Below are 12353 nucleotides of genomic sequence, written 5' to 3' on the forward strand. Positions count from 1 at the left end.
CGCTTGTTCGGTCCTTTGGCGTATGCGAGGAAGGCGGCATGAGCCTTTCGCCCCGCCTCATTGCCTCCGACAAGCGCGGCGAGGATGCCGACCAGACCCTGCGGCCGCAGTCGCTCGACGAGTTCGTCGGCCAGGCGGCGGTTCGCGCCAACCTCAAGGTCTTCGTCGACGCCGCCAAGAGCCGCGGCGAGGCGCTCGACCATGTGCTGTTCGTCGGCCCGCCGGGGCTCGGCAAGACGACGCTGGCGCAGATCATGGCGCGCGAGCTCGGCGTCAACTTCCGCTCGACCTCGGGGCCGGTCATCGCCAAGGCGGGCGATCTGGCCGCGCTGCTCACCAATCTCGAAGAGCGCGACGTGCTCTTCATCGACGAGATCCATCGGCTCAATCCCGCGGTGGAGGAGATCCTCTATCCGGCGATGGAGGATTTCCAGCTCGATCTCATCATCGGCGAGGGGCCTGCGGCGCGCTCGGTCAAGATCGATCTCGCCCGCTTCACGCTGGTCGCCGCGACGACCCGGCTCGGGCTTCTGACCAATCCGCTGCGCGACCGGTTCGGCATTCCGGTCAGGCTCAATTTCTACACGGTCGAGGAGCTGGAGCAGATCGTGCGCCGCGGCGCGCGCATCCTCTCGATGCCGCTCGGCGACGACGGCGCGCTGGAGATCGCCAGGCGGGCGCGCGGCACGCCGCGCATCGCCGGCCGGCTGTTGCGCCGCGTGCGCGACTTCGCCTCCGTCGCCGGGAACGGCCATGTCGACAGACGCATCGCCGATGAGGCGCTGACCAGGCTGGAGGTCGACGGGCTCGGCCTCGACGCGCTCGACCGCCGCTATCTCTCGATGATCGCCCGCAACTTCGGCGGCGGCCCGGTCGGCATCGAGACGATCGCGGCAGGCTTGTCGGAACCGCGCGACGCCATCGAGGACATCATCGAGCCCTATCTCATCCAGCAGGGCTTCATCCAGCGTACCCCGCGCGGGCGCGTGCTGACCGCCAATGCCTGGCGGCATCTCGGCCTCGAGCCGCCGAAGGACTTCGCGCAGCAGCAGATCAGCCTGTTCCAGGAAGAGTAACGGAGATTTGTTCGCCGTTGGGCAGGGACGCGGCCTTCCTGCGCAGAATCTGCTCGCCTCGGCCTAGGTAAGGGCGCAATTGCCGGCTTTAAGGCAAGCTTAATTGACGCGACCCCAGGGGCTTGGGCCGATAGATGATCAGCAGACGCGGCTTTTTGCGCCTCATTGGCGGCTCGTTCCTGTCGATGGTGTCGCTCAGTGCCTATGCGGTCGGCGTCGAGCCGATGCTGCTGACCCATGTGAAGCGCTATTCCTTTACGCCATCGCACTGGCCTGCAGGCTTCAAGCTGCGTGTTGTTGCATTGGCCGATATTCATGCCTGCCATCCCTGGATGACGCCGGAGCGGATCGCTTCGCTCGTCGAAAAGACAAATGCCTTGCAGCCGGACCTGATCGTGCTCCTTGGCGACTATGTCGACGGAATGCGCCTGGTGACTGCCGACGTGCCCGCGCCGGATTGGGCCTCCGTTCTTTCAGGGCTGAAGGCGCCGCTCGGTGTGCTCTCGATCCTCGGCAATCACGACTGGTGGCACGACTATGCCGCCCAGGTGGCCGGAGCCGGACCAACGGTCGCGCGCGAGGCGCTGGAGGGCGTCGGCATTCCGGTGCTGGAGAACGACGTCGTGCGGCTGGAGAAGGACGGCCATGGTTTCTGGATCGCGGGGCTTGCGGACCAGCTGGCGATCCGGCCAAGCAAAGCCTTGGGCCGCCACGGCTTCAAGGGCCTGGACGATCTTGACGGCACGCTCGCCAAGGTGAACGACGACGCGCCCGTCATACTGCTTGCGCATGAGCCGGACATCTTCCCGAAAGTTCCGTGGCGGGTTTCGCTGACGCTGTCCGGCCACACCCATGGCGGGCAGGTGCGGCTGTTCGGCTATTCGCCGGTCGTGCCTTCCGATTTCGGCAACCGCTATGCCTATGGCCATGTCGTCGAGAACGACCGCAACCTGATCGTCTCGGGTGGTCTCGGCTTCAGCATCGCGCCAGTCCGTTTCGGAGTGCGGCCGGAGATACTCCAAATCGATCTGGGATAGCTCCACAGCACCGGGATTTTGACCGGTCGGCTCAGTTTGCGTTGGCAGGCAGCATGCCTTGGAGATTGGCCGAAACGCCGCCCCGTCGTCATTCTAGGGCGGAGCAGGAGGCGAAGCTCCGTCGCGATGACCCTAGAATGCATGCCGTTACCTTCGCCAAGGAGTGCAACGGAGCAGAATTCTGCACCGCAGCAACGCTTCCAGGTCACGGCATGGATTCTATGGTCTGCGCCGCGTCGCTTCGCTCCTTGCTCCGCCATAGAATGACGACCTTGGGGCGGTTTCAACCAATCCCCGGCGTTGAATGGAAAATCTTGCACCAAGACAAACGGCAACCTTCAAAATCCCTGTGTCGAGGAACTGGTTCGCCCCCCAAGCGCCTCAGCGCAGCGACCTGATCGCGTCCATCACATCGGGTTCCGCTCTCTCGCCGTCGAAGGCGTCGACGATGCCGAAGGCGCCGCCATAGCCCCACACCGACCAGGAAAAGCCATGCGCCTCGGCGCGCGCGATCATGTCCCTGACATAGGCGGCGCGGTATTTTGCCGGCATCACATAGGGATTGCCATATTCCTGGCGGATCATGCCGAACTCGCCAAGCGTGATGTCTTGCGGCTTGATGCCGTTGGCCCTGGCCCAGTCGTCGACGGTCTTGAAAGGCGCATCCATCACGCCGACGAGCTTGTCGGGGCTGTCCATGCTCGCGACCTGCTCATCGAGATAGGCAAGCATGCCGCTGCGGCGCGTCCACGGCGCCTCAGCCTTGATGTGGGCGCGGATCGTGTCCAGCGCCACGTCGAGCTGCGCCTGCGGTACGGCTGTCAGCGGAAAGGGCAGGCCGGTGACATAGCGGATGAAGTCGCCGGCCCAGGTCGCGCCCTGGTGCGTCAGCAGGAACGGATCGTAGGAGTGGAAGGCCCAGATGATGTTGTCGTCGGGGATAGCCTTCGGGTCGATCTTCGCCAGCGAGGCCGCGTTCGAATAGCAGCCCCCGGTGAGGATGAGCGTCAGCCTGGTGGCGGAAGACCGCGCCGCCGCGAACAATGTCTTCTGGCGGTCCGGCCAGAGGTTGGTGCCCTTCTCGTCGCAATCGACGATCGGCTCGTTCATCAGCTCGAGGGCGACCTGGCCCGGGTCTTCCTGCGACAGCGTACGCGCCATCTTGCGCACGAGCTCGGCATAGGCGTCGAAGGTCTCCGGATCGTCCAACACCTCGCTCATGCCGATCTTGCGGCTGCCGCCGGCCGGAATGAGATGCAGGTCGACGATCACTTTCAGCCCGGCGCGGTTGATCATGCGCGCCGAGTCCCGCACGCTGGCGTAGAGGTCGTCGCGCAGCGCAAGCGTCTCGTCGGACAGGAAGGGCGCGGGGTCGACCGGCATGCGCAGGAAGTCGAAGCCGGCATCCTTCAGCGCCTTGAGGTCATCCTCCTTGAGGAACTTTCGCCATTCCGGATAGGGCAGGATGGCGTTCGGGTCGTTCCATTTCTCCTCGCCGGTCCAGGTCGTCCACTGGTCGAGATTGAGGCCGCGCTTCATCGCGAACGTCGCCGCCTCGGCCGGCAACGCCACAGCGACAAGCGTCAGCAGTGCCGCCATCGAGGTCTTGATCATCGAGCCCAACAGTGCCATCCGGTTCCAGCGCGAAAACACCTGCCTGTTTGGACCTGAAAAGGAAAGCGCGATGGACGATCATGGTGAATCGGCGGCGCTCAGCGCCGGACTTTCCGGAGCGCTGACGGCATTCGGCCATCGCCTGTTGGCCCGGGTCTACTATGCCGACACCGACTTCTCCGGCGTCGTCTATCACGCGCGCTATCTCGAATTCCTCGAGCGCGGGCGCTCGGATTACCTGCGGCTCGCCGGCGTCCATCACACCGAGCTGTTGGATGGCAAGCATGGCGAGCGCATCGTCTGGGTGGTGCGGCGCATGGAGATCGACTTCCGCTCGCCGGCGCGCATGGACGACATCGTCACCATCGACACGCGCACCGAAGACATTTCCGGCGCCCGCATCTTCATGGCGCAGCAACTGAAGCGCGGCGGCGAGGTGCTGGTCGAGGCGAAGGTCGAGGCGGCGATCGTCGGCGAGGGCGGCCGGCCGAGGCGCTTCCCCAAAGAGTGGATCGCTGCATTCATGCCGAAGGCAAGCGATTGATTTCGGGGCGTTAACGGGACGATCGCAGGCATAAAGCTTGTTGCCCAGGCGCGGCAATGCGCCGCGCTTCATATCCTAACCCATCCTTAACCATAACGGTTCATGAAGGAATTGGTGAAGATTGCCGCAATTCGTGCGCCTTCCTTTCACCAATATTTGCCCCGAAAAGGCCGCGAAACGGTGCATTTCGGGGCAAGTCCCGCAAAGCTCCAAGCTTCGCGCGATGTGACCAAAGGGATGCCCATGGGCCAGCCGCTAGCGATGCCCGGAAAATCTTAAGGACTTAAGTCATGGAAAACATCGCACTCGCCGATCCGGCTGCGCATTTGTCGATCTGGGCCTTGTTCATGCAGGCCGGCTGGGTGGTCAAACTGGTCATGATCGGCCTGCTTTGCGCCTCGATCTGGACCTGGGCGATCATCATCGACAAGCTCGTCGCCTACAGCCGTATGCGGATGGCGCTCAACCGCTTCGAGCAGGTGTTCTGGTCGGGACAGTCGCTCGAGGAGCTCTATCGCACGCTGTCCGACCGCAAGACCACCGGCATGGGCGCGATCTTCGTCGCCGCCATGCGCGAATGGAAGAAGAGCTTCGAGAAGGGCGCCAAATCGGCGCTGGCGCTGCAGACGCGCATCGACAAGGCGATGGACCTGGCGCTGACCCGCGAGATGGAAAGGCTGGAGGGCCGGCTCGGCTTCCTCGCCACCACGGGTTCGGCCGCGCCGTTCATCGGCCTGTTCGGCACCGTCATCGGCATCATGACGTCCTTCCAGGCGATCGCCGCCTCGAAGAACACCAGCCTGTCGGTCGTGGCGCCCGGCATCGCGGAAGCGCTGCTCGCGACGGCCATCGGCCTGCTCGCGGCCATTCCCGCCGTCATCGCCTACAACAAGCTGTCATCGGATGCGAACAAGCTTGCCGTGCGCATGGAAGGGTTTGCGGACGAGTTCTCCGCCATACTCTCGCGCCAAATCGATGAAAAAGTCGCGCAGAAGGCCTGAGGTACGATCATGGGGATGTCTGCTGCTAGCGCGGGTGGCATAGGGCGAGGCGGACGCGGCCACAGGCGCCGTGGCCGCCATCATGGCCTGATGTCGGAAATCAACGTCACGCCGATGGTCGACGTGATGCTGGTGCTTTTGATCATCTTCATGGTCGCGGCGCCGCTGCTGACCGTCGGCGTGCCAGTCGACCTGCCGGAAACGAAAGCCAAGGCGATGAATGCCGACACGCAGCCGATCCAAGTCTCGATCGACGCCGCCGGCAAGATTCACCTGCAGGAGACCGAAATCCCGCAGGAAGAGCTGGTCGCCAAGCTGCAGGCGATTTCCAAGACCGGCTATGACGAGCGCATCTTCATCCGCGGCGACAAAGCGACCAATTACGGCACCGCGCTGAAGGTGATGGGCCTCATCCAGGCCGCCGGCTACAAGAATATCGGCCTGATCTCGCTGCAGGAACAGGATCAATAGAAGCGAATGCGGACCGGCCTCACCTCATCGGTGATCTTGCATGCGGTGGCGCTGGCCTTCGGGCTGTTCACGCTGTCCTCGCCGCCGGCGATGCCCGCTTCAGACGTGGAGTCGGTGGCGGTCGACATCGTGCCGATGGAGGCGATCGCGCAGACGCTGCAGGGCGACAAGAAAGCCGTCATGCATGACAAGCCGGCGCCGCTGCCGACCAAGCGCCCGGATATCGTTCCCGATGCCCAGAAGGTCGGCGAGAACAGCGTCGACACCGAGAAGCCGGTGACGGACGAGGCCAAGCCGAAGCCGGTCGAAAAGACTTCGGCGCCGCCGCCGGCGCCGACGCCGACCGAAAAACCGGCCGTCGAGGACGTGCCGAAGCCGCAGGAAAAGCCGAAGCCGGTGCCCGCGACCGAAGTGGCGCCGACGCCTGCGCCCAAGGAAGAGGTCAAGCCCGAGCCGGTCAAGCAGACGGACCCCAAGCCGACGCCGGCCAAGGAGTCCACGCCGGCGCCGCCGAAGGACACGACCGCCGCCATCCAGAAGGAGGAGGTGAAGCCGGACGCCGTCGCCGAGGCGATCGCCAAGGAACAGCCGACCGAAGAGGCCAAGCTTCCGGACTCCGCTCCGGCGCCCGAGGCGCGGCCGAAGCCGCAGCCGGCCCAGGCCGAGAGCGCCAAGGCGCCGGAACGCAAGGACGCGGAAAAGCCGGTCAAGGAGGCCTCCTCGAAGCCGAAGTCGGATGAGAAGCAGTTCAACGCCGACGAGATAACGGCCCTGCTCGACAAGCAAAAGCCGTCCGGCGGCGGCGCCAAGCGCTCGACCCAGCAGGCTTCGCTCGGCGGCGAAAAGAACCAGGGCCAGAAGCTCTCCAAGTCGGAGCAGGGGGCCCTGGAGGATCAGCTCAAGGGCTGTTGGTCAATTCCAGCCGGTCTTGAGGGTGCCGAGAACTTTGTGGCAGTCATCCAGTTCAATCTGAATGCCTCCGGCAAGCTCGATGGCCGACCGAATGTCGAAAAGTCGAGCGGCAACCCCCAATTCGACGCCAGCGCGGTGCGGGCCATCCAGAAATGCGACATGGCTGGCCTACAGGTTCCTGCCGGCAAGCAGGACATCTGGAACGATGTCGAAGTCACGTTCGATCCACGAGCGATGTTTGGCCTCTAGGCCGAGTCTGAACAATCGAAGAAGAAAAGCGAGAAGACATGAGATCTTTCCTCAATCCGCTCCTGGTGATCGCAGCGATGGCACTGGGCACGACTTTGGGCTCTGCCTTGCCGGCATTGGCTAAGGTTGAACTGAAGGTCACCCAGGGCAATGTTGAGCCGCTGCCGATCGCCATCCCCGATTTTCAAGGGGGGCTTGGGCCACAGATATCGGAAATCGTAACCGCCGATCTGAAACGGTCGGGACTGTTCGCGCCGATCGACAAGGCTGCCTTTGTCGAAAAGATCACGAATCCGGACGCCGCGCCCCGCTATGAGGATTGGAAAGTCATCAACGCCCAAGCGCTGGTGACCGGCGCCGTGAGCAAGGAAGCCGATGGCCGCATCCGCGCGCAGTACCGGCTGTGGGACATTTTCGGCAACCAGCAGATGGCCGGCGAGCAGTTTTTCGCCAACGACGCCAATCAACGCCGTGTCGCGCACATCATCGCCGATGCGATCTATGAGAAGATCACCGGCGAGAAGGGTTATTTCGATACGCGCGTCGTCTTCGTCGACGAGTCCGGCGCCAAGAACGCGCGCAAGAAGCGGCTTGCCATCATGGACCAGGACGGCGCCAATGTGCGCTATCTCTCCGACGGTCGCTCGATCGTGCTGACGCCGCGCTTCTCGCCGAACCGGCAGGAAATCACCTACATGTCCTATGAGAGCGGGCAGCCGAAGGTCTATCTCTTGCAGATCGAGACCGGCCAGCGCGAGCTGGTCGGCAACTTCCCCGGCATGACGTTCGCGCCGCGCTTCTCGCCTGACGGCCAGAAGGTGATCATGAGCCTGCTGCGCGACGACGGCAACTCCAACATCTTCGCCATGGATCTGAGAAGCCGCTCGACGACGCGGTTGACCGATTCGGTCGCCATCGACACCTCGCCGTCCTATTCGCCGGACGGCTCGCAGATCGTGTTCACCTCCGACCGCGGCGGCGGCAGCGGCCGTTCGCAGATCTATGTCATGGGCGCCGACGGCTCCAACCCGCGCCGCATCTCGTTCGGCGACGGCGTCTACTCCACGCCGGTATGGTCGCCGCGCGGCGACCTCATCGCCTTCACCAAGCAGTCCGGTGGCGAGTTCCAGATCGGCGTCATGAAGACCGACGGTTCGGGCGAGCGCATCCTGTCCTCCGGCTTCCAGCAGGAAGGCCCGACCTGGGCGCCGAACGGTCGCGTTCTAATGTTCTTCCGCGACTCCGCCGGCGGACCGAAGCTCGTCTCCGTCGACCTCACCGGCCGCAACGAGCAGCAGATTCCAACCGCGAATTTTGCTTCGGACCCGGCCTGGTCGCCGCTGCTGGAATGAGCGGGCGGGGAAGAAGAGGAATTGAAGAACTGGAGAATTGAAGAACTGAAGAATGGAGAAAGAAAGCAGCTACATCAAGCGCGCGAAGGACTTGGAAGTCTATAGGCGCGCTTATGCAGTTTCCCTCGACGTTCATCGGGCCACGCTTGTCTTTCCGAAAATCGAGCAATACGCGTTGGCCGACCAAATGCGTCGATCCAGCAAGGCCATCTGCGCCAATCTGGCCGAGGGCTTCGCCAAGCAGACCCATTCCAAACCCGAATTCGCGCGGTTCATTTCGATGGCTATGGGATCCTGCAGCGAAGTTGAAACGTGGATTTCTTACGCGTTCGATCTTGGCTACATCACACAAGCGCAGCGCGACGAATGGCAGCAGTCCTATGTTCACATTTATGGAATGCTGGTGAATCTGAGGGAGAAGCTGAAGTAAGCCTTTTCTTCAATTCCTCAATTCTCCAATTCTTCAATTCCCCTTTTTCACAGCTCGTCGCGTTTTGGCCGCATTTCCGCCTACGGTCCCCGCGCATTGTGAGCCTAGCGAAATCGGCCGAGGACGGCGGCTCGAAACGAAAAATTAACTGTGTTTCTTGAATGCCGGTTAACCCAAACGTGGTTACTGGGTGATCAACGAAATCACTCGAATGCGAAGGAGAGGCGGCATGGGCCGTATCGCAGCACTTACCAGAAACCCGGCGATGATCGCGCTGGTGGCGGCGCTCGCCATCACCGGTTGCGCCTCGAAGAAGACGCCGAACAGCGCGGCCGATCTTGGCCTGAACGGCGCCGGCGCCGCCACGCCCGGCTCGGCGCAGGACTTCACCGTCAACATCGGCGACCGCATCTTCTTCGACACCGACTCCTCGTCAATCCGCGCCGACGCGCAGACGACGCTTGGCCGCCAGGCACAGTGGCTCAACCAGTACAGGCAATATGCCATCGTCATCGAGGGCCATGCCGACGAGCGCGGCACGCGTGAGTACAATCTGGCGCTGGGCGCCCGCCGCGCCGCCGCCACCCGCGACTTCCTGGTTTCCAAGGGCGTCGCGGCCAACCGCCTGAAGACCATCTCCTACGGCAAGGAACGCCCGGTCGCCGTCTGCGACGACATCTCGTGCTGGTCGCAGAACCGCCGCGCCGTCACCACGCTCTCGGGCGCCGGATCCTGACGCCTCGTCTGGCTGCAAAAATACAACATCGCGGAACGAAAGGCGGCCTCAGGGCCGCCTTTTTCATATGCGAGCGCTTGAAACAAAATTTGGCCGAAGTCTCGCGTCCTGCTAAGAGCGCGAGGGCGCTTCCTCCCATTCCGATTTGGAAAGGCGCATCAGGCCAACAGATTTCACGGCGAGAGACAGAATGCATTTCAGAACGGTCCTGAGCGGCACGCTTGCGCTGCTGCTCGTATCAAGCATCGCAGGCGTCGCCGCCCCGGCGGACAGCGGGCAATCCTCGGACAGCGGGTTCACTTTCCATCTGCCGACGCTCGGCATCTTCGGCGACAAGAAGAAGGCCGAGCCGGCGCAGATGGCGCAGCAGGACAATGCCGGCATGACCGGCCTGGAAGATCAGCTGCGCCAGATGAACGGCAAGATCGAGGAGCTCAATTTCCAGATCCTGCAAATGCAGGAGCAGATGCGCAAGCAGCAGGAAGACAACGAGTTCCGCTTCCAGCAGCTCGAAGGCGGCTCGCAGGGCGCCAAGCCCACCGGGCAGAAGAAGTCCGAGGCCGCGCCGCAGGACGGCAACACCAGCGTTGGCGACGCAAATACAGGGGACTCGAGCACCGGCGGCGGCGGTGCCGACACCGGCGTCGCCCAAGCCCCGGCGACGCAAGCCCCGTCCGACGCTGGCGCGCAGGACGGCGGCGGCAAGAGCGTCGGCGACGTCATCGTCGAATCGCAGAGCGGCGATCCGGGCAAGCTGATCACCGGCGCGCCGCCGAAGAACTTCGGCACCATCACGGTCGACAAGAACGGCAATGTCGTCAATGCCGAGTCCGACCCGCAGGCGGGCTCGCAAGCGGAAGCTCCCGCGGCCACGGCAAACGCGCCTTCCGCCGAGACCGGCGCAAAGAGCGGCAAGGGCAAGGCCGGCGGCACGGTGATGGCTTCGCTGCCGTCGACGAACAATCCGGACGAGCTCTACCGCAACTCCTACCAGTTCATCCTGTCGGGCGATTATCCCACCGCCGAGCAGGGTTTCCGCGACCATATCTCCCGCTTCCCCAAGGACGCCAAGGCGGCGGATGCGCATTACTGGCTGGGTGAATCCCTGCTCGGCCAGCAGAAATACCGCGACGCGGCGGAGGTCTTCCTGGCGGCCAGCAAGGATTATCCGAAGGCCAAGAAGGCGCCCGACATGCTGCTCAAGCTCGGCGTGTCGCTGGTCGGCCTCAAGCAGAACGACGTGGCCTGCGCCACCTTCAACGAGATCGGCAAGCGCTATCCGGATGTCTCCGGCACGCTGAAAGAACGCATCAAGCAGGAAAAGGCGCTGGCGTCGTGCTAGTGCGTTTCACCGTTTCACGGAAACGGCGAAATGCCCTATCTTCTTGTCTTTACGCAATTCCGGACGGAAAACCGCTCACACTTTTCCTGGAATTGCTCTAGCCTTGCATGTCGGTATCCTGAAACCGGGACCGCTTTTGGACGACATGCACTGATGCTCGACACCGAGCCTGATCTTTCGGACCGCCTTTTTTCAGACTTCGACTTTTCCAACGGCGCCATTGCAGCCGTGTCCGGCGGCAGCGACTCGACCGCCCTTCTCTTTCTCCTCAAGCAGCACCTCGATCGAACCCTGCCCGCGGCAAGGCTGCTTGCGGTGACGATCGATCACGACCTGCGCCCAGGTTCGGCGGCCGAAGCGCAAGCGGTGGCCCGGCTCTGCGCCGGGCACGGCATCGCGCATCGCACGCTCGTCTGGTCCGGCCGCAAGCCGTCGACCGGCCTGCCCGCCGCCGCGCGCGAGGCGCGTTACCGGCTGCTCGCCGAGGCAGCGGAAGCGGAAGGCATCCGGCTCATCCTGACCGGCCACACCGCCGACGACCAGGCGGAGACCGTGCTGATGCGGCAAGCCCGTGACGAGGGGGCAAGCGAGGACGATACGCACGACGGCCGGGGCCTGGCCGGCATGGCGCCCGCCACGCTCTACGATTGGCGTACATGGATCGCCCGGCCGCTGCTCGGCACGCGCCGCGCGGCATTGCGCGAGATGCTGAAGCGCCGCGGCATCGGCTGGGCCGAGGATCCGACCAATGTCGACCAGCGTTTCGAGCGGCCGCGCCTGCGCATGTCGCTTGCAGGCGGCGACGGCGAGGCGCGCGCTGAGCAGGCAATCGCCAAGGCCGGGCAGGCGGCCGCCGAGCGCGAGGAACTCGGCCGGCGCGCGGCCGCGCTGATCGGCGCCGTTGCCAGCAGCCCGGCCCCAGGGCTCATCCGCCTCGATCGCGCTTTCGCCGATGGCGAGGACAGCGAAGCGGCCGTCTATGCGCTGCGCATCCTGCTTGCCACGGTCGGCGGCGTCTCGTTTCTCGTCGATGAGGCGCGTTGCCGGACGCTGTTCGAGCGCCTGCGGTCCGGGGCGCTTTGCGCCACATTGTCGCGGACGGTGGTCGATGCGCGCCGGATCGGCATCTTTCTTCACCGCGAGGCCCGCGACCTGCCCGCCGTTCAGGCAGCGGACCAGGCCGTTTGGGACGGCCGGCGCAGGATCACATTGAGCGACAGATCGGACGGGTTGGTGATCGCTCCGGCGGGGTCCGCGGCGGCCAGCCGATATGCCCCGGAAGGCGATGTTCCAGCAAGCGTGCTGCGCAGGGCGCTGGCCGCGGAACCCGCGCTGTGGCGCGGCGGTGAACGCCTTGATTTTGCTGGCGGCGGCGTGACGCCGCCGGCAGCGGCGATCATCCCGGTGGTGTCACCTTTCGCGCGCTTCCTGCCGTCCTTCGATCTCAAGCCCGCGGCGGCAGTCGCCGCGCTGATCGGCGCACCGCCGCTGCTGCCCTTGCCTTGTCGCGGCCATGATCGCGACGGAGCATGGGCGAAAGCTTAACCGAGGCGTGCTGTTATGCTTGGCAAGGGGAGGCGCTCTCCCTA

General features: G+C 64.1%; 12 protein-coding genes. 11 read left to right on the plus strand and 1 reads right to left on the minus strand.

Features of this window, described 5'->3' with window-relative positions:
- Window positions 1-38: 38 nt before the first annotated feature.
- Together ruvB and EJ067_RS20665 are read left to right on the plus strand one after the other, a co-directional pair.
- Complete coding sequence (gene ruvB, locus EJ067_RS20660; RefSeq protein WP_126087111.1) at window positions 39-1076, plus strand: Holliday junction branch migration DNA helicase RuvB; 1038 nt, start codon at window positions 39-41, stop codon at window positions 1074-1076.
- Window positions 1077-1210: 134 nt separating this feature from the next.
- Complete coding sequence (locus EJ067_RS20665; protein WP_126087112.1) at window positions 1211-2113, plus strand: metallophosphoesterase; 903 nt, start codon at window positions 1211-1213, stop codon at window positions 2111-2113.
- A 381-nt stretch (window positions 2114-2494) separates the two neighbouring features.
- Here EJ067_RS20665 and EJ067_RS20670 read toward each other — a convergent pair whose 3' ends face one another.
- On the minus strand, window positions 2495-3745 hold the full coding sequence (locus EJ067_RS20670; protein ID WP_126087113.1) for a cellulase family glycosylhydrolase: 1251 nt from the start codon (window positions 3743-3745) through the stop codon (window positions 2495-2497).
- Between the two features lie 52 nt (window positions 3746-3797).
- Here EJ067_RS20670 and ybgC point away from each other — a divergent pair, with 52 nt between their 5' ends.
- The 9 genes from ybgC to tilS all read left to right on the plus strand — a co-directional run bounded on the left by ybgC (window position 3798) and on the right by tilS (window position 12309).
- A complete protein-coding gene (gene ybgC, locus EJ067_RS20675) occupies window positions 3798-4271 on the plus strand; it encodes a tol-pal system-associated acyl-CoA thioesterase (RefSeq protein ID WP_126087114.1) in 474 nt (157 codons plus the stop codon).
- A gap of 290 nt (window positions 4272-4561) precedes the next feature.
- Window positions 4562-5272 carry a protein TolQ gene (gene tolQ, locus EJ067_RS20680; RefSeq protein WP_126087115.1) on the plus strand — a complete coding sequence of 237 codons (711 nt, stop codon included), beginning with the start codon at window positions 4562-4564 and terminating at the stop codon, window positions 5270-5272.
- Window positions 5273-5281: 9 nt separating this feature from the next.
- On the plus strand, window positions 5282-5743 hold the full coding sequence (tolR, locus tag EJ067_RS20685) for a protein TolR (RefSeq protein WP_168247413.1): 462 nt from the start codon (window positions 5282-5284) through the stop codon (window positions 5741-5743).
- A gap of 6 nt (window positions 5744-5749) precedes the next feature.
- A complete protein-coding gene (locus EJ067_RS20690) occupies window positions 5750-6904 on the plus strand; it encodes an energy transducer TonB (protein ID WP_126087117.1) in 1155 nt (384 codons plus the stop codon).
- 77 nt (window positions 6905-6981) lie between these two features.
- Window positions 6982-8256 carry a Tol-Pal system beta propeller repeat protein TolB gene (tolB, locus tag EJ067_RS20695; protein WP_245468331.1) on the plus strand — a complete coding sequence of 425 codons (1275 nt, stop codon included), beginning with the start codon at window positions 6982-6984 and terminating at the stop codon, window positions 8254-8256.
- 52 nt (window positions 8257-8308) lie between these two features.
- Entirely contained in the window at window positions 8309-8686 is a 378-nt protein-coding gene (locus EJ067_RS20700; RefSeq protein ID WP_126087119.1) for a four helix bundle protein, read from the plus strand.
- A gap of 229 nt (window positions 8687-8915) precedes the next feature.
- Window positions 8916-9422 (plus strand): peptidoglycan-associated lipoprotein Pal, encoded by a 507-nt coding sequence (gene pal, locus EJ067_RS20705; protein ID WP_095816681.1) that lies wholly within the window; start codon window positions 8916-8918, stop codon window positions 9420-9422.
- Between the two features lie 190 nt (window positions 9423-9612).
- A complete protein-coding gene (gene ybgF / locus EJ067_RS20710; protein ID WP_126087120.1) occupies window positions 9613-10764 on the plus strand; it encodes a tol-pal system protein YbgF in 1152 nt (383 codons plus the stop codon).
- A 153-nt stretch (window positions 10765-10917) separates the two neighbouring features.
- Window positions 10918-12309, plus strand: a complete 1392-nt coding sequence (gene tilS, locus EJ067_RS20715; protein WP_126087121.1) for a tRNA lysidine(34) synthetase TilS — start codon at window positions 10918-10920, stop codon at window positions 12307-12309.
- Window positions 12310-12353: the final 44 nt, after the last annotated feature.

Origin of the sequence: Mesorhizobium sp. M1D.F.Ca.ET.043.01.1.1 (assembly GCF_003952385.1) — a bacterium.
Lineage (GTDB): Bacteria > Pseudomonadota > Alphaproteobacteria > Rhizobiales > Rhizobiaceae > Mesorhizobium.

Bases quoted from the DNA above. Each gene is read 5' to 3' on its own strand.
- tolR (WP_168247413.1), top strand. From the start codon at position 5,282: ATGGGGATGTCTGCTGCTAGCGCGGGTGGCATAGGGCGAGGCGGACGC.
- ruvB (WP_126087111.1), top strand. From the start codon at position 39: ATGAGCCTTTCGCCCCGCCTCATTGCCTCCGACAAGCGCGGCGAGGAT.
- EJ067_RS20690 (WP_126087117.1), top strand. From the start codon at position 5,750: ATGCGGACCGGCCTCACCTCATCGGTGATCTTGCATGCGGTGGCGCTG.
- tolB (WP_245468331.1), top strand. From the start codon at position 6,982: ATGGCACTGGGCACGACTTTGGGCTCTGCCTTGCCGGCATTGGCTAAG.
- tilS (WP_126087121.1), top strand. From the start codon at position 10,918: ATGCTCGACACCGAGCCTGATCTTTCGGACCGCCTTTTTTCAGACTTC.
- ybgF (WP_126087120.1), top strand. From the start codon at position 9,613: ATGCATTTCAGAACGGTCCTGAGCGGCACGCTTGCGCTGCTGCTCGTA.
- EJ067_RS20665 (WP_126087112.1), top strand. From the start codon at position 1,211: ATGATCAGCAGACGCGGCTTTTTGCGCCTCATTGGCGGCTCGTTCCTG.
- pal (WP_095816681.1), top strand. From the start codon at position 8,916: ATGGGCCGTATCGCAGCACTTACCAGAAACCCGGCGATGATCGCGCTG.
- EJ067_RS20670 (WP_126087113.1), bottom strand. From the start codon at position 3,745: ATGGCACTGTTGGGCTCGATGATCAAGACCTCGATGGCGGCACTGCTG.
- tolQ (WP_126087115.1), top strand. From the start codon at position 4,562: ATGGAAAACATCGCACTCGCCGATCCGGCTGCGCATTTGTCGATCTGG.
- ybgC (WP_126087114.1), top strand. From the start codon at position 3,798: ATGGACGATCATGGTGAATCGGCGGCGCTCAGCGCCGGACTTTCCGGA.
- EJ067_RS20700 (WP_126087119.1), top strand. From the start codon at position 8,309: ATGGAGAAAGAAAGCAGCTACATCAAGCGCGCGAAGGACTTGGAAGTC.